Genomic DNA, 16,968 nt, shown 5'->3' on the forward strand with positions numbered 1-16,968 from the left:
CGCAATCGGGTCGCGCTTTGATCCTTGCACGCCCCTCCGGCCCGGTCTGATGCTGTTGCAATGCACAAAAGCGCTTGCCTTGAACGCGCGGTGCGGGTTTGTGTGCGCGCGCACCGCCCGGACGGCAGAGTTCCAAGGGAGATCTGAATGCGCATTGAAGCCATCTCGATGGGCGAGAACCCGCCCGAAGACATCAACGTCATCATCGAGGTCCCCTATGGCGGCCAGCCGGTGAAATACGAGCTGGACAAGGCGTCGGGCACGCTGTTCGTGGACCGCTATCTGCACACGCCCATGCGCTATCCGTGCAATTACGGCTTCATCCCCCACACCCTGTCGGACGATGGCGATCCCATCGACGTGATGGTGATCGGCCAGACCGAGCTGGTGCCCGGCTGCGTGATGCGCGCGCGGCCCATCGGCGTGCTGGTGATGGAGGATGAAAGCGGGCAGGACGAGAAAATCCTCGCCGTGCCCCATGCCAAGCTCACCCCGCTCTATGACGAGATGAAGGATTACACCGACGTGCACCAGGCCCAGCTGGCGCGCATCACCCATTTCTTCGAGCACTACAAGGATCTTGAGCCGCGCAAATGGGTCAAGGTGCAAGGCTGGTACGGCGTCGAGCGCGCGCGCGAGATGATCGTGGAATCCATCGAGCGGGCCAAGGCGGGGGGCTGAACGCGCCTATCCCGCCTGCCCGCGCTGAACATCACACTCGCCTCGCTGGCGGGCTCATGGTCTGATCACAGCCCATGAGACAAGCGAGACAGAGACGTGAGCCAGAAAGACATTAAGCGCGTAATCGAAACACCCTCGGAGACCCTGCCCGGCGATCCGATGGAAGCCTACGCCAATCCCGAATTCATGAATTCGCCCACCGCGCGGCCCTTGCGCATCCTGGCTGAATACTTCCAGCCCAAGGAGCGCTTCGAAGAGCGCGAGATCAACGATACCATATTGTTCTTCGGCTCCGCGCGCATCGCGCCGCGTGACAAGGCCGAAGCGACCCTTGAGGCCGCCAGAGTGGCAGGCGAAGACACGGCCAAGGCCGAGCGCGCGCTGTTCATGTCGCAATATTATGAGGCGGCCCGCGAGCTGGCCCGGCGCCTGACCGAATGGTCGCTCAATCTGGAGCCCTGCGGCGGGCGGCGCTTCGTGGTGTGCACCGGGGCGGGCCCGGGCATTATGGAAGCCGCCAATCGCGGCGCGCATGAAGCCGGCGGCGAGACGGTGGGCCTGGGCATCACCCTGCCCATGGAGGAGAAGAACAATCCTTACGTCACGCCGGACCTCAATTTCGAGTTCCACTATTTCTTCACCCGCAAGTTCTGGTTCCTGTATCCGGCCAAGGCGCTGGTGCTGATGCCCGGCGGGTTCGGCACGCTGGACGAGCTGTTTGAAACCCTCACCCTGTTGCAGACGCGCAAGATGAAAAAGCCCCTGCCCGTGGTGCTGTTCGGGACCGAATACTGGGACAAGGTGCTCAATCTCGAGGCGCTGGTGGAGTTCGGCGCCATCAACGCCGCCGACCTCAACCTCATCCACCGCACCGACAGCGTGGACGAGGCCTTCACCTACATCACCGACGAGCTGTGCAAGCACGCCCTGCCCAATCCGGGCCCGGGCATGTAAGCCTTGTACATGACCTGTGCCGACACGCCCGGATCCGCTTCTGCGTTGAGCGGTTACAGAGGGCAGACTAGGCTGGCGCCATGACTGGCGTTCTGCCCGCCCATGACAGCGCGCTATGGCGCGACCGCGCCGCCGCCGCCGCCCAGCTCGAAGCCTTGGGCGCGCGCGGACGCCTGGACGATGCGGACCGCGATTTTCTCCTGTTCTGCCTGCGCGCATCGGATCCGGCCGTGTATCAGCCTGCGGCCCTGGCCGCCGGGCGCCTGGCGGGCGATGATCCGGACCTGCGCGCTGCGCTGGAAGATTACGCCCGCTCCGCCGGCGCCAGCCTCGGCAGCCCGATCAAGCTCAATGGCCGGCGCAGCGCGCGCCGGCTGAGCCTGGTGCTGGCGGGCGCAGGCGAAACCGGACAGAGCCCGCCCGGCTGGGCGCACACGCCCTTTGAGCAGCCCGCCCTGACGCCTGAATCCGCCGCGATCGCCCCGGCGGATCTGGCCAATATGATGCTGGCGCTGACCCGGCTGTGTGGGGCGGGACGCCATGATTTTCATAACCATGCGGACGCCCTTCTCACCTTTATGGCGCGCACGCCGGGCGCCTTGCGCGACGCTCCCGCCGCGCGCCGCTTCGCCCAGTTGCTGGCCGCGCGCGCCACAGGCGGCGCGGACATGAGCGGCGCACTGGCTGATGCTCTTGCACAGGCTCAATCCCTCGCAGGTGAGGACGCCATGTCCGCCCGGCTGGAAGCGCTGAGGCTGATGAGCGAGCTCGCCCGCGCCGTGATCGAGGCGCCCGGACTGGCGATTCCCGCGCTGGCGTCCGCACCGGAAGCCCTGCGGCTGGCGGGGCAGAGCTGGGCGCGGCGCGCCGGGCGCCCGGCGCCGGACTGGACCGCAATGGAAGCGGCCCGGGGCGGCGTTATGGAGGCCCTGCGCCAGCGCGAGGCGCTGGGCGATGAAAACGCCCGGCTGGCCTGTCTGGACGCGCTCACCGCCCCGCTCGCCGGCGAGGGCGAATGGCGCTGGCTGGCGCCGGATGCGCGCGCGCTGGTGATGCATGCGCTGATCGATCAGCTGCGCCATGACCCGCCCCCGCCCGAACGGGCGCAGGCGCTGGCCCTGCGCCGGGGCCTGCTGGCGGGTGGCGGCGATCTGATGTCGGCGGTGGTGCTGCGCCTGATCGCCCTGGAGGGCGAGGGCGCCGGACCGCTGGTGGATTATCCGCTGGTCCACGCCATCAGCGATCCGGCCCTGCTGGCTGCTCTGGCGCCTGCGCGCGCCCAGTCCGGCCGCGCCGAACTGATCGCCGACGCCGTCGAGAACCGTCTGCGCAATGGCCTCAGGAGCCAGCCCGGCTTTGATCCCGCGCCCTGGCTGTTGCTGATACTGGCGCGCAAGCCTGCGCCAGGCGTGCTGGCGCATCTGCGCCGGCTGTGCGAGGGGCGCCGGTATGAGAGCGCAGCGGGAGAGGATTATCCGCTGGACGCCCTGCTGGCCCGGCTGGCCATGCTCACCGGCGGCGCTGACGCGCCGCGCAGCGCCAGCGCGCTCCTTGAGGCCGCCTTCGCCCTCAGGGCGGAGCTCGTCCAAGAGACCGGTGACGCCCTGGCGCTGGACGATGCGGTCTCCGGCCTCGCCAGCCTGGTCGATGAAAGCGAAGCGGGCGGAAGCGCCAGCCTGATCCTGCTGATGCGCGCCATCCAGCCTGCGCGCGCACTGATGATCGCCGGCCCGGAGCCCGCCGTATTGACGCAGGACGCCGGGGCGTTCTGCGATGAGCTGGCGGCCCTGACCGCCCGGATGCGCGCCCGGGTGCGCTGGCTGGCGCCAGACGCCTGGCTCAAGCCGGATTCGGCGCGCGCCGGACTGGCCGAGCTGGCCGCGCTCTTGCGTGAACTCGCAGCGCGCTCTGCGCCCGTTCTGCCTGCGGGGCTCGACCGGTCTGTGACGCAAGCCTGCGAGACGCTGGCGCAGCGCGTGCAGGCGCGCGCCCAGGCCCTGACCCGGCTGGACGGCGCCTGGCAGGACGGGGAGCGCACGCTCACCGCCCTGCTCGCCGCTGCTGGCGAGGCGCTGGACGGTCCGGACGGCGCTCGGCTGGCCGGCGCCATACTCGACCGGCTCTCACCCGGCGTTCCGCTGGGCGCCGCGCATGCAGACGACGCGCCCGCCAGCGAGGACGCGCGCATTGACGCCCACTGGCGCCAGGGCCGCGCCCAGCTCGATGAAGCCTTGAAACTGGATATTGAAGGCCCGCACTGGACCGGGGCGGTGCAGCGCCTGTGGGAGGGGCTGATGCGCGCAGCCATGGCCGAGCAGCATGAAGGCCGGGTGCGCGCTTTGCTGCTGGAGCGGCCTTACCAGGCGATCCGGCGCAATCCCGCCTCCGCCGCGCTCATGCGCGCAGCGCGGCTATGGTGCCTCGACCGCTACCGCCCCTGGAGCGCCTATGGCGCCGCGCGCGATCTCGCCGCCGGAGCGGGCGAGCGCGCGCCCTCGCCCCTGTCAGCCCTGCCTGCGCTGGGCGCGCGCCTGGCGCCGCTTTGGATATGCCTGCTGATCGGGGCGATCCTGATGCTCGATTTCGGCGACGCCTGGCGGGCCATGGCCGAGGACGGAGACGTGCGCGGCGTCGCCATCACCTTCGCCATCGGCCTTGGCGGGGCGTGCGCCTATCTGTTCCATCACCTGGCCCAGCGCTGCACGCCCGAACCGGGACGCGCACGCGCGGGCGCGCGCCTGTCGGTCGCCGTGCGCGCGCTCGGCGTTGCGGGCGCGTGCTTCGTCTATGCGCTGGGCGTGACGGCGCTTCTGTGGCTTCTTTTGTCAGGCACGGACGAGGTGGTGCGCGGCCCCTACGCCAGCCTGCACATCATCGTCTGGGCCGGCTTTTCACTGTTCATCGGCGTGTTCTTCGGACTGGTCGCCAAGCGCAACTGACCCCCTTGTTCAGGGGGTGGGCCGAGCCGATTGTGCGGATAGGCTTGGGCGCGATGCTGATCCTTGCGGAGACCCCGGCCATGGCCCTGATCACCACCGCCCTTGCCGCCCTCAGTCTCGCCGGCGCCAGCGACCGGCCATGCGTGCCGCTGACGCCGCAAGGCGCCGCGCCGGACTTTTCCGGCGCCATCTGCGCCGAACTCGAGCCCACGCCTGTGGTCTGCTATCAGGTCTATAGCGATCTGGAGCGCCGGTCCCGGTGGGTGGCGACCAGCGATTCTGGATCCGGCCTGCCGGAAGAGACCCAACGCTTTCTCTCCCCGCCCTTCGAGCGCTACAGCAATTTCCGCTCCATTGGCGAGATCGAGTGGACGCGCCGCGCCGAGAGCGTGGTCCGGCGCCAGTTGGGCGCCTCGGGCATGATGTATTTCCAGCGCCAGGAGATGGACCGGCTGTGGGAGGCCGAGACTGGCCAGACCGCGCGCCCGCGCGGGCCCTATGAGCACGAAGGCATTGACCCCGATGGTGTGACCGCCCCGCCCTTTGCGCATCTGGTCAGCGCTTGCGATGCCGCCTTCGGCTTCACCCCCGCCTTCGTCTACCGCACAGGCGCGGGCTCAGACGCGCGCGAGGCGGCCTGGGGCTGCGCCGCCGATATCTATGATCTCGGCCAGCGCCGGCCGGATGTCCGCCCGCATCTGGGCGGGCTGATGCGCGAAGCCATGAACGCGGTCACCCGCGCTGAGCCCGATGCCCTGACGCCGCCTCAAATGATGGTGCGCGTACGCAGCTGGGCCGCCGAAGCGGCATCGGATTCAGATGATGCGGTCATCGCCCGCGTCCAGCACTGCGCCCGGGCATTGCCGCCCGGCCGCTGGCTGGAGGTGCTGGAGGACTTGTAGAGCTCCTAGCGCACCCGCGAGAGCAGGTCTGACAGCTCGCTCAGGCGCGACGCGTCGCGGCCTTCGGCCTCGGCTGCGTAATCGGCGAGCTGGCGGGCCAGGCGCGACAGGGTGCGGGTATTGGCCCGGCCCTGCTCCCAGCGGTCCACCTGCGCGCGCACCTGGCCGGCCAGGCCATTGTCCAGCGCCTCGGAGCGGGCGAGCTGGTCGAGATAGGCGCGCGCCACATCGGGGTGATCCTCCCACACGATGCGGGTCTGGGTCTGGGGATTGACCTGGTCCTCGCGCACGCGCTCGGCGGCGGCAATTTCAGAAGGGCTCAGATGCTCGCTGGGCAGAAGGCGCAGCACGTCCAGGCCGCGCGTGATCTCTGACGAATAGATGCGCCCGTTATACCAGTAGGTCGACCACGGCCCGCCCACGATGAGATGGTCCTCGTCCACCGGACCGCGGTCGAAATAGGCGATCTCGAATGCGTTGTCCGGATCGGTGAAGTCCATGATCGTGACCCCGCCCTGATACCAGGACTGGACCATCAGATCGCGCCCGGGCACCGGGATCAGGGAGCCGTTATGGGCGACGCAATTCTCGGTCGCGCCCTGAACGGTGGGCAGTTTGAAGAAGCTGCGCCCTTTAAGCTCGCCGTCTTCAATTGCCGCGATCAGATTGGCGCCCCAGCTGGTGGGGTCGTCAGCCTGGCAGCGCGCCGCCACGCCCCCGCCCCACTCGTCGGTGAACACCACCACATCGCCGGTATTGTTGAAAGTGGCCGAGTGCCAGTAGGCCATGTCCGGATCGAACATGTCGGAGATGCGCGCCGGGTTTTCCGGATCGGAAATGTCCAGAAGAATGCCATTGCCGCTGCACGCACCCGCCGCAATGCCCAGCTCGGGATAGACGGTGATGTCGTGGCAGTGATTGGTCTGGGCGGTGCGCTGGGTGGCCACGCCAAACCGGCCGCCGCGCCACAGCCCGGCGATGTCGCCGGACTCGCGGTCGGCGAAAATGCGCGGCCGGTTGATGATGGCGGCCTCTTCAGGCGCGCTCAGCGGCACCTTGATCACATCGATGGAATAGAGCGCGGTCTCCGGGTTTTCATCCGGCTGGCCGTCGGTGCAGATATCCAGCTCATCGCTCTCGCGCACGAAGGACGTGCCCGAATTATAGATATAGAGGATGTCCGGATCGGCCGGGTGCGGCAGCAGGGTGTGGGTGTGCGAGCCGCGGCAGGTCTGGACCGCCGCGATCTGGCGCGGGGCGCTGAAATCGGAAATGTCGAAAATACGCACGCCGCGGAAGCGCTCCTCGTTGACATCGCCCTCGGCGCCGGACGTGCCGCAATCGAGCCGGCCCCGGTTCTGCTCCACCGACATGAACAACAGATCGCCATGGACGGACACATCGCCCTGCCCGCCCGGACAGACCACCGAAAGCACCAGCTCGGGCTCGCCCTCCCCGTTCGCGTCATAGACATTGAAGCCGTTATAATTGCCTACGAAGACGCGCCCGCCGGCAAACGCCAGGTCGGTATTGGCCAGGGCCAGCGGAGTGAAGCGCGGACCGGCAGGGGCCTCTTCATCATCCTCGTCAGCCTCTTCGGCGGCGCGCGTCTCCTCCATGAAGCGGCGCGGGCTGAACAGCGCGTCGGGATCGAAAAAGCCCGGCGGCGGGGCGATGGCGTGCTCCAGCTCCAGATTCCACGCCGCCTGTTCGGCGTCATGCAGGCCTGCGCCCAGATGGGTGCGCACATCCGGTTCAAAGCTGCGCGGCTGCTGCGCGTGGGCGGCCCCGGCGAGCGCCAGGGCGATCACGGCGGCGGACGAGGCAAGGGCGGTGCGGATGCGCATGGCGGAAAACTCCAATGACAATCAGGCGGCGTCGAGTTCGGTGAGGAGAACCTGCATGCGCAAGATCTCGGCGGATTGGTCAGAGACCACGTGGGAGAGGAAATCGGACAGCTCGGGATCCTCGCCGCTGCCAGGCGCGGCGATCAGCTCGTAGACCATGTCGATGGCGCCCTGGTGGTGCTCGATCATGCCCTCCAGGAATAATATGTCGAAGGCCCGCCCTTCAGCCGCCGCCATGGCCCGCATCTGAGCCGGAGTCAGCATGCCGGGCATCAGCGCGATATGGTCGGGATCGGTTTCCTGCGCCGCGCCGTGACCGTGATGGCCATGATGTCCATGGTGGCCGTGGCCCTGATGACCATGGTGATGGCCGTGCTCCAGATGGGGGTCTTCCAGCGCCTGGCCGCGCGCCAGAAGCCAGGCGCGCATCTGCTCCATCTCGGCGGCCTGGCTGGCGGCGATGCGCTCGCCCAGGCGCTTGACCTGGGCATGTTCGGCGCGCGTGGCCATCAGCTCGACCATCTCCACGGCCTGGGCGTGGTGGACGATCATGTGCTGCATGAACACCACATCGGCCTCGATGAAGGTCCCGCGGCTCAGCGCCACTGCATCCTCTGCGGTGATGACGCGTGCAGGCGCGCCCGGCGCGCCGGGCTGGAAAATCGGCCCCCAGGCCCCGCCCGCCAGCACGGCGGCGGCGATGATCAGCCCGCGATGCAAGGTCACGGCCTTTCTCCCCTCGTCTTGTTTGTCCGCCAGCATGGGCGCCCGGGCTGGATAAGGCAAGCGTGCGAGGCGCTTGGCGCGAGACGGGCCGCAGGCTGCATCAAAGCGCCGCAGACGCGGCGACGCGCTGATTTATCATTGGAAAAGCGCCTGATTGCGCTACCCTGTCAGGGGTGTGACACAGGACCGGAGGCTGTTGCATGATCGCGTGGAAACAGGGTGTGCGAAGCGTCTCCTGGCTGTTGGCGGCGCTGGGCTTTGCGGCGCTCGCCGCCGGCGCCCTGACTCAGGAGCGCGCAGGTGAAGCGCGTGTGCTGACCGCAGAGCTGACCGGCGTGATCGGTCCGGCCAATGCTGGCTATATCCAGCGCGCCATCACCCGCGCCGAACGTGAAGGCGCGGCCATGCTGGTGATCGAGATGGATACGCCCGGCGGGCTCGACACCGCCATGCGCGACATCAACCGGTCAATCCTGGCCTCAGAGACGCCGGTGGCCGTATTCGTGCACCCGTCCGGCGCGCGCGCCACCAGCGCGGGCGCTTATATCCTCTATGCCAGCCATATTGCGGGTATGGCGCCAGGAACATCGGTGGGCGCGGCCACGCCCGTCCAGATGGGCGGGGGAGACGAGGCGCCCGCGCCGGCGCCCGCCCCGGCCCGCGACAGCGCGGACGAGGACGGGGATGGCGAAGACAGCAGCGCATCGCGCGAGCGCACGGCTCCGTCCAGCGCCCAGGCCATGCGCAACAAGGTGGTCAATGATTCCGTGGCCTATATCCGCTCGCTGGCCGAAATGCGCGGGCGCAACGCCGACTGGGCTGAAGAGGCCGTGCGCGAAGGCGTGAGCGCCTCCTATTCCGAAGCCCTGGAGCTGGGCGTGATCGAGATCGTCGCCGCCAGCCTGCCGGCCTTCCTGGAGGAAGCCGACGGGCGCACCGTGACCTTGTCAGGCGGGCGCGAGGTGGTGCTGGAGGTAGCCGGGGCCGGCATTGAGGCGGTGGAGAAGACCTTCGCCGAAGAAGCGCTGGCGGTGATCACCGATCCCAATATAGCCTTCCTCCTGCTCAATCTCGGTTTTATCGGCCTGTTGGTGTCCTTCTATAACGGGCTGGAGCCGGTGACCGCCATCGCCGGAGTGATCTTCATCATTATCGGCTTCTACGCCCTCAACACCCTGCCCGTGAATTATGCGGGCGCGGCGCTGATCATACTGGGGCTGGTGCTGCTGGTGGCCGAGGCTTTCTTCGCCTCTTCCGGCCTGCTGGCGCTGGGCGGGCTGGCCGCCTTCGCCATAGGCTCGCTGATGCTGATGGACACCGAGGTGGAAGGCCTGCGCATCGACTGGCGCCTGATCGCGGCCACCACCGTGGCGCTGGGGGCGGCGACCTTTTTCCTGGTCAGCTATGGACTGGCCGCCCAGGGGCGCAAGGTGACCACCGGGGACAAGGGCCTGATCGGCCTCACCGGCCGCGTTGTCTCATGGGACGGCGCGGGCGGCTATGTGATGGTGGATGGCGAGCGCTGGAAAGCGGTATCCGCCGATACCCTGGCCGAAGGCGATACGGTGAAGGTCACGGGCGTCGAGGGTCTGACCCTGCGCGTCAAGCTGGTGAAATGAACCCTGACTTCAGAAGCTATTAGCAAGGAGACACGCCTATGGCCGACATCGGTTTCAATCTCGGTTTATGGATCGCCATCATCGTTCTGGTGTTTGGCATCCTCTCGTCGGCGATCAAGGTCCTGCGCGAGTATGAGCGCGCCGTGATCTTCACGCTGGGCCGCTATACCGGCACGTCCGGCCCCGGCCTGATCATCCTCATCCCCTTCATCCAGCAAATGGTGCGCGTGGACATCCGCACCGTGGCCGAGGACGTGCCCAGCCAGGACGTGATCAGCCAGGACAATGTGTCGGTGAAGGTCAACGCGGTTCTGTATTACCGCATCGTCGACCCGTCCAAGGCGATCAACCAGGTGGAGGATTTCCGCATGGCCACCAGCCAGCTGGCCCAGACCACGCTGCGCTCGGTGCTGGGCAAGCATGATCTCGACGAGATGCTGGCCGAGCGCGACAAGCTCAATGACGACATCCAGAAAATCCTGGATGTCCAGACCGAGGCCTGGGGCATCAAGGTGGCCAATGTGGAGATCAAGCATGTGGATCTCGACCCGTCCATGATCCGCGCCATCGCCCGGCAGGCCGAGGCCGAGCGCGAGCGGCGCGCCAAGATCATCTCTGCGGAAGGCGAACAGCAGGCCGCCGCCAAGCTGGCCGAGGCCGCCCAGATCCTGGGCGAGCAGGACGGCGCGCTGCAATTGCGCTATCTGAGCACGCTGACCGAGATCGGCGGCGAGAACAATTCCACCATCATCTTCCCCATGCCCATCGATCTGCTGGCCCAGCTATCCGGCTTCATCAAGGACCGCGACCAGAACGGCTGACGGCGGCGCATCGGGACACAAAAAACCCCGGCCTGCGGCGCAGGCCGGGGTTCTTCTTGACCAGTGATCAAGCGCTCTAGAAGCGCACCGCCAGCACCGCCAGCATCAGCAGGGCGACGATATTGGTGATCTTGATCATCGGGTTCACAGCCGGACCGGCGGTGTCCTTGTAGGGATCGCCCACCGTATCGCCCGTCACCGCAGCCTTGTGGGCTTCAGAGCCCTTGCCGCCGTGATGGCCGTCCTCGATGTATTTCTTGGCGTTGTCCCAGGCGCCGCCGCCCGAAGTCATGGAAATGGCCACGAACAGGCCGGTCACGATGACCCCCAGCAGCATGGCGCCCACCGCGGCCAGCGCCTCGAACTTGCCGCCCACGAAATAGATCGCGGTGAACAGGACGATGGGCGAGAGCACCGGCAGCATGGACGGCACGATCATTTCGCGGATCGCTGCAGTGGTCAGCATGTCCACCGCCCGGCCGTAATCGGGCTTTTCCTCGCCCTTCATGATGCCCGGCTTTTCCTTGAACTGGCGGCGCACCTCGGTGACCACGGCCTGGGCCGCACGGCCCACGGCGGTCATCGACCAGCCCGCAAACAGGAAGGGCAGAAGACCGCCAAAGAACAGGCCCACCACCACATACGGGTTATGCAGGGCGAAGTTCAGATTGTCCGCGCCCGCAAAGAACGGGTAGGTCGTGGCGTTGGCGGCGAAATACTTTATGTCTTCGGTATAGGCCGCAAACAGCACCAGCGCGCCCAGGCCCGCCGAGCCGATGGCGTAGCCCTTGGTGACCGCCTTGGTGGTGTTGCCCACCGCGTCCAGCGCATCGGTGGTGTCGCGCACCTCGCCTTCCAGGCCCGCCATCTCGGCGATGCCGCCGGCATTGTCCGTGACCGGTCCGAAGGCGTCGAGCGCCACCACCATGCCCGCCAGGGCCAGCATCGTGGTCACCGCAATGGCGATGCCGAACAGCCCGGCCAGATTGAAGGTGGCCAGGATCGCAATGATGATCACCAGCGCCGGCAGGGCGGTGGATTCCATCGACACGGCCAGACCCTGGATGACATTGGTGCCGTGGCCGGACTCCGACGCCTTGGCCACCGAGCGCACCGGGCGGTAATTGGTGCCGGTATAGTATTCGGTGATCCAGATGATGAAGCCGGTCACCGCCAAGCCGATCACGCCGCACACGAACAGCGAAGCCCCGCTCATGGTCAGGCCCGTGCTGGCGGTGAAGGCGGTTTCAAACCCGATCAGGAAATGGGTCGCCAGCGCGATGCCGATCAGCGAGAACACCGCCGAGGCGATGAAGCCCTTGTAGAGCGCGCCCATCACATTGGTCGATCCCTTCGACAGGCGCACGAAGAACGCGCCCAGGATCGAGGCGATGATGCACACCGCGCCAATGGCCAGCGGATACACCATCATGGCGTCCAGCCCGACATCACCGCGGAAGAAGATGGAACCGAGCACCATGGTGGCCACCACGGTCACCGCGTAGGTCTCGAACAGGTCGGCGGCCATGCCTGCGCAGTCGCCGACATTGTCGCCCACATTGTCCGCAATGGTGGCCGGGTTGCGCGGATCATCCTCGGGGATGCCCGCCTCCACCTTGCCGACCATGTCGCCGCCCACATCGGCGCCCTTGGTGAAGATGCCGCCGCCCAGACGCGCGAAGATGGAAATCAGAGAGGCGCCAAAGCCCAGCGCGACAAGGCCGTCAATAATGGTGCGCTGGGAGTCCGATGCGGCAAAGCCGTTCCCGCCAGTGAGCACGAAATAATAGATCGTCACCGACAACAGGGCGAGGCCCGCCACAAGCATGCCGGTCACCGCGCCTGCGCGGAAAGCCAGGGACAGGCCCGCCTGCAGCGAGGACTTGGCCGCCTCGGTGGTGCGTACATTGGCGCGCACCGAGACCAGCATGCCGATGAAGCCCGCTGCGCCCGACAATATGGCGCCGATCAGGAAGCCGGCCGCCACCACCAGGCCCAGCAACAGCCAGACCAGAACGAAGATGACGACGCCCACAATGGCGATCGTGATGTATTGCCGGCGCAGATATGCGTTCGCGCCCTCCTGGATCGCGGCGGCGATCTCCTGCATGCGCTCAGTGCCGGCGCTGGCCGACAGAATGGAGCGCACCTGGATCACGCCATACGCAATCGCAATCAGGCCCGCCGCAACGGCAAGCCAGAGCCAAAGCTCATCCATAAGCATGTGATTTTCCCCTTGGTCGAGGCAATGATTGTTGTTTTGAGCGCCCACCGCACGGTCGGGAATGGAATCAGCCGTGCAGTTCAAGCCCTCCCCGATGAAGCGGACTATGCAACAGGTCGATTGCACCACGCAACACAAGGGGGCGAGGGTGTGATTTCAGGGGGAAGGCTGGGCGCTGGGCGCGCCTTTAGCGCCGGATCAGGCGCATGTCATCGCCAGCGAGATCAAACGCAATGACGTTGGCGCCAAACCGGCCGTTTACAGCGCGGGAAAAGGCGTTTTCGGCGTCAGAACGGTCGGTTTCAACACCGTCCTGGTGCAGGATGAACGGGTTCGCGTGAACCGCGCGCACCAGAGCGTCCATCAGGAAGTGCTCTTCCTCGCGCACATTCGACATGGAATATCCCCGCGCCAGGCACAGGCGCGGCGTGACGAAGGCATAGCCGGCCAGGCGCCCGTCCTGGCGCACCACCGGGGCCACCAGCTTGTTGATCGCGCGCGGATCGCCATGGGGGCAGGCGCGCTCCTCGCCCGCAGCGGCGGGCGTCAGGACCATGAGGGCGGTCATGAGGGCGAGCACGGTCTTCATATGGGACAGTCTGGCGCTAGACCCGTCAAAAATGGGTGAATCCGGGCCGGTCGACGCGCACTGGCGCGCCGCGCCAGCTCACGCTGACGCCCGCATCACCGGCCTCGAACCGTCCGATGACGGTGAGCGGCAGGGCGCCCGCCGCTTTGGTCAGGGCCGCCAGATTGTCAGGCGAAACCGCAATCGCGAGCTCGTAATCATCTCCGCCTCCAGCCAGCTGCTGGCGGGCGGCGGCCTCATCACTCTGGAGCGCCAGCCAGGCTTGTCCCGCATCAGAGAGCGGCAGGCGCTCCAGCTCTATCCCCGCATCAAGCCCGCTGGCGCGCGCGATATGACCGCAATCGGCGATCAGGCCGTCGCTGATATCGATGGCGGCATGGGCGTATTCAATCAAGGCGCCCGCAAGCTCAACACGCGGCTCGGGACGGTTGAAACGCTGGCGCAGCAAGCGCTCATGTCCTGCGTTGCCCAGGGCTGGGCGCGCGCCCATAACGCCCTGAAGGCCCAGCCAGGCATCGCCAATTGCACCTGTGACAACAAGGAGATCGCCAGGCTTGGCGCCGCTGCGCCGCACCGCCCGGCCTGCGGGAAGTTCGCCAAACGCGGTCACGGCGATGGTCCAGGGTCCGTGCGCCGATGTGGTGTCTCCGCCAACCAGATGAATTCCAAAGATTTTCTGGCTGTCTTCAAGTCCGTCGGCAAAGCCCTCGCGCAAAGCGTCAGGCGCGCCTTCCGGCCAGACGATGGAGAGCATATAGGCCAGGGGCCGCGCCCCCATGGCGGCCAGGTCCGAGAGATTGACTCTCAAGGCGCGGCAAGCGGTTAGCGCGGGATCTTCATCTTTCGGGAAATGCACGCCGGCCACCAGCGTATCGGCGGTGACGGCCAGCTCGCAGCCGTCAGAGGGCGTTATCACCGCTCCGTCATCGCTGAGATCCGCGGCGCCGGGAAAACCTGAACTGAGCGGCGCAAGGCGCCGTTTTATATAATCAAATTCCCCGCCGCCGCTCACGGCCCGTCCGTGCGCAGACGCCGGGCCAGAGCGTCCAGCGCGCCGTTGACCATGCCCGATTCCGGCGCATCGAAAAACGCGGACGCCACGTCCACATACTCGTTGATCACCACGGCGGGCGGCACATCTGTGCGCGCCAGCAGCTCATACCCGCCCGCTCTCAGGATCGCGCGCAGGGTGGCGTCCAGACGCGACAGGCGCCAGCCTTCCTTGAGCACCTGGGAGATATGGCCGTCCACCTCGTCCTGACGCTCCACTATGCCTTTCAGGAGGTCTTCAAAGAAGTCCTCATCGGCCTCGATATAGTCGCCCGGCTCGCCGTCATGGCCGAAATGATGGTCGCGGAACTGGCGCGTCACGGCAGCTGCGCCCTGCCCGCTCACCTCCATCTGGTAGAGCGCCTGCACAGCGCACAGCCGCGCTGCGCGGCGCAGCCGGGCCCGGGTCTCGGAACGGTTGGCGGTTTCGGTGGTCATCAGTCCGCACAGCTCGTCTTGAACGCCGCCATGGTCAGCGCCGCCTGGGCTGCGTCGCGGCCCTTGTTCTTGCGGTCCACATGGGCGCGCTCGCGCGCCTGGCGGATATTCTCAACGGTCAGAATACCATAGCCCAGGGCCACGCCCGACAGGCTGAGATCCATCAGACCGCGCGCGCTCTCCCCGCACACATAGTCGTAATGGCTGGTCTCGCCGCGGATCACGCAGCCCAGCGCCACATAGGCGTCATAGGGATCGGCGCCCAGCCAGGACATGGCGATAGCGCCGGGGATCTCGAACGCGCCGGGCACCATGACGGTGTCATGACGGGCGCCCGCCTCGTCCAGCGCAGCACGGGCGCCGGCCAGCAGCTGCTCGGTAATGTCCTCATAGAACGGAGCGGCCACAATGAGCACGCGGGGGGTGTCAGTCATGGCGGCTTCCTTCCAGATCGCGCTGTTCAACGACCTGAAGGCCGTATCCGTCAAGTCCGATTATGGTCTGCGGGGCGGTGGTCACCAGGATCATCTGGCGCACGCCCAGATCCAGCAGGATCTGCGCCCCCACCCCGTATTCGCGCAAGCGCCGGGCCTCGCGCGCATCGGGCGGATCGGCCGGGGCGGCGCCGAAACGCTCTGTAATGGCGGACGGATTGGTCTCGCGGATGAACACCATCACGCCCGGGCCGTCATGAGCCTGAAGCGCGCCAATGCCCTCCTCAATGAGCCCGCTGCGCCCGCCGCCAGCGCCCAGAAGATCGTCGGCGAAGCTCACCTTGTGCATGCGCACCAGCACCGGCGCGTCGGGGCGGATGTCCCCGCGCGCAATGGCCACATGCTCCACATCCTCCACCAGCGAACGAAAGACCGACAGGCGGAACGGCCCGCCCCAGCGCGTGGTCACCTCGGTGTCGAGCCGGCGCTCCACAAAGCGGTCATGCTGGCGGCGATAGGCGATGAGATCGGCGATGGCGCCGATCTTCAGCCCGTGCAGCTGGGCAAACGCCACCAGATCGGGAAGCCGGGCCATGGTCCCGTCTTCATTCATGATTTCGCAGATGACGCCGGACGGGTTGCAGCCCGCCAGCCGGGCGATATCCACCGCCGCCTCGGTATGGCCTGCGCGCACCAGCACCCCGCCATCGCGCGCCACAAGCGGAAACACATGGCCGGGCGAGACGATGTCTTCCGCCCCCTTGGCCGGGTTGATCGCCGCTGCGATGGTCAGGGCCCGGTCATGGGCCGATATCCCTGTGGATACGCCCTCACGCGCTTCGATGGAGACGGTGAAATTGGTGGTGTGGCGCGACTGGTTGCGCGAACTCATCAGGGGCAGGCGCAGCTGGTCGGCGCGCGCGCGCGTCAGGGACAGGCAGATCAGGCCGCGCCCGTGCTTGGCCATGAAATTGACCGCGTCGGGAGTGGCGAACTGGGCCGGAATGACCAGATCGCCCTCATTCTCCCGATCCTCGGCGTCAACCAGGATGAACATGCGCCCCTGGCGCGCGTCCTCGATGATCTCGGTGATGGAAGACAGCGGCGTATCGCCGTAGGGCTCGCTCACGATGGGGTTCCTGCCGGGCGAAAATCGATCAGGCGTGCGGCGTAGCGCGCCATGACATCGACCTCAAGGTTCACATGCGCTCCCGGCTGCAGACGGCCCAGCGTGGTGACCGCCGCAGTGTGGGGGATGATCATGAGATCAAACAGGTTTTCCTCCACCGCGTTGACCGTCAGCGAGACCCCGTCCACGGCGATGGAGCCCTTCTCAGCAATGAAAGCCGCCAGAGCGTCCGGCGCGGCGATGCGAAGGCGCATCCAGCCGTCCACGTCCTCGCGCGCGCGCACCTCGCCCACCCCGTCCACATGGCCCTGGACGATATGCCCGCCCAGCTCGTCGCCGACCTTCAGCGCGCGTTCGAGATTGACGTCTGTCCCCACAGCCCAGGCGCCCAGCGTGGTGCGCGCCAGCGTCTCGGGAGAAACCTCCACCACATGACGCGCGCCCTGCTCTTGCGGCTCGACCGAGACCAGGGTCAGGCAGGCGCCATCATGGCTAACCGAACAGCCCAGCGAAAAGCTGTGCGCGGCATAGGGGCTGTCCACGGTGATGCGGCGCACCGGCCCGTCCTCAATGGCGGCGATGCGCCCCAGCGCGGTGACGATACCGGTGAACATT

General features: G+C 67.0%; 15 protein-coding genes. 6 read left to right on the plus strand and 9 right to left on the minus strand.

Translation table 11 applies throughout. The annotated features are described in order from the left end of the window. Positions 1-147 precede the first annotated feature (147 nt). The 4 genes from ppa (at position 148) to F1654_RS03530 (ending at position 5,476) form a co-directional block, all read left to right on the plus strand. Positions 148-681, plus strand: a complete 534-nt coding sequence (ppa, locus tag F1654_RS03515) for an inorganic diphosphatase (protein WP_150022103.1) — start codon at positions 148-150, stop codon at positions 679-681. A 96-nt stretch (positions 682-777) separates the two neighbouring features. Further along, positions 778-1,635 carry an LOG family protein gene (locus tag F1654_RS03520; protein WP_233205097.1) on the plus strand — a complete coding sequence of 286 codons (858 nt, stop codon included), beginning with the start codon at positions 778-780 and terminating at the stop codon, positions 1,633-1,635. Between the two features lie 80 nt (positions 1,636-1,715). Continuing rightward, positions 1,716-4,574 (plus strand): hypothetical protein, encoded by a 2,859-nt coding sequence (locus F1654_RS03525; RefSeq protein WP_150022104.1) that lies wholly within the window; start codon positions 1,716-1,718, stop codon positions 4,572-4,574. Between the two features lie 53 nt (positions 4,575-4,627). Next, positions 4,628-5,476, plus strand: a complete 849-nt coding sequence (locus F1654_RS03530) for a hypothetical protein (protein WP_150022105.1) — start codon at positions 4,628-4,630, stop codon at positions 5,474-5,476. A 5-nt stretch (positions 5,477-5,481) separates the two neighbouring features. Here F1654_RS03530 and F1654_RS03535 read toward each other — a convergent pair whose 3' ends face one another. After that, on the minus strand, positions 5,482-7,323 hold the full coding sequence (locus F1654_RS03535) for an LVIVD repeat-containing protein (protein WP_150022106.1): 1,842 nt from the start codon (positions 7,321-7,323) through the stop codon (positions 5,482-5,484). A 21-nt stretch (positions 7,324-7,344) separates the two neighbouring features. After that, on the minus strand, positions 7,345-8,049 hold the full coding sequence (locus F1654_RS03540; protein WP_199200437.1) for a DUF305 domain-containing protein: 705 nt from the start codon (positions 8,047-8,049) through the stop codon (positions 7,345-7,347). A 200-nt stretch (positions 8,050-8,249) separates the two neighbouring features. Between F1654_RS03540 and F1654_RS03545 the strand changes: the two genes are divergently transcribed. Together F1654_RS03545 and F1654_RS03550 are read left to right on the plus strand one after the other, a co-directional pair. Beyond that, positions 8,250-9,668, plus strand: coding sequence for an NfeD family protein (locus F1654_RS03545; RefSeq protein ID WP_150022108.1), 1,419 nt, complete (start codon positions 8,250-8,252; stop codon positions 9,666-9,668). A gap of 38 nt (positions 9,669-9,706) precedes the next feature. Continuing rightward, positions 9,707-10,489, plus strand: a complete 783-nt coding sequence (locus F1654_RS03550) for a slipin family protein (RefSeq protein ID WP_150022109.1) — start codon at positions 9,707-9,709, stop codon at positions 10,487-10,489. Between the two features lie 76 nt (positions 10,490-10,565). On the opposite strand, the gene F1654_RS03555 is transcribed toward F1654_RS03550, so the two are convergent. From F1654_RS03555 to F1654_RS03585, 7 genes are all read right to left on the minus strand, one after another. Beyond that, a complete protein-coding gene (locus F1654_RS03555) occupies positions 10,566-12,713 on the minus strand; it encodes a sodium-translocating pyrophosphatase (RefSeq protein WP_233205098.1) in 2,148 nt (715 codons plus the stop codon). Positions 12,714-12,900: 187 nt separating this feature from the next. Then, positions 12,901-13,302, minus strand: coding sequence for a hypothetical protein (locus F1654_RS03560; RefSeq protein ID WP_150022110.1), 402 nt, complete (start codon positions 13,300-13,302; stop codon positions 12,901-12,903). A gap of 25 nt (positions 13,303-13,327) precedes the next feature. Further along, positions 13,328-14,314 carry a thiamine-phosphate kinase gene (thiL, locus tag F1654_RS03565; protein WP_199200438.1) on the minus strand — a complete coding sequence of 329 codons (987 nt, stop codon included), beginning with the start codon at positions 14,312-14,314 and terminating at the stop codon, positions 13,328-13,330. Next, positions 14,311-14,790: a transcription antitermination factor NusB gene (gene nusB, locus F1654_RS03570; protein ID WP_150022112.1), complete on the minus strand. Its 480-nt coding sequence runs from the start codon at positions 14,788-14,790 to the stop codon at positions 14,311-14,313. The genes thiL and nusB overlap by 4 nt, the downstream gene beginning before the upstream one ends. Then, the gene (gene ribH, locus F1654_RS03575) at positions 14,790-15,224 is read right to left on the minus strand and encodes a 6,7-dimethyl-8-ribityllumazine synthase (protein WP_150022113.1); all 435 of its coding nucleotides are present in this window, start codon (positions 15,222-15,224) and stop codon (positions 14,790-14,792) included. The genes nusB and ribH overlap by 1 nt, the downstream gene beginning before the upstream one ends. After that, complete coding sequence (gene ribB, locus F1654_RS03580) at positions 15,217-16,353, minus strand: 3,4-dihydroxy-2-butanone-4-phosphate synthase (RefSeq protein ID WP_150022114.1); 1,137 nt, start codon at positions 16,351-16,353, stop codon at positions 15,217-15,219. Before ribB ends, ribH begins: the two co-directional genes overlap by 8 nt. Continuing rightward, positions 16,350-16,967 carry a riboflavin synthase gene (locus tag F1654_RS03585; protein ID WP_150022115.1) on the minus strand — a complete coding sequence of 206 codons (618 nt, stop codon included), beginning with the start codon at positions 16,965-16,967 and terminating at the stop codon, positions 16,350-16,352. Before F1654_RS03585 ends, ribB begins: the two co-directional genes overlap by 4 nt. Position 16,968: the final 1 nt, after the last annotated feature.

This window comes from Alkalicaulis satelles (assembly GCF_008630495.1).
GTDB classification, from domain to species: domain Bacteria; phylum Pseudomonadota; class Alphaproteobacteria; order Caulobacterales; family Maricaulaceae; genus Oceanicaulis; species Oceanicaulis satelles.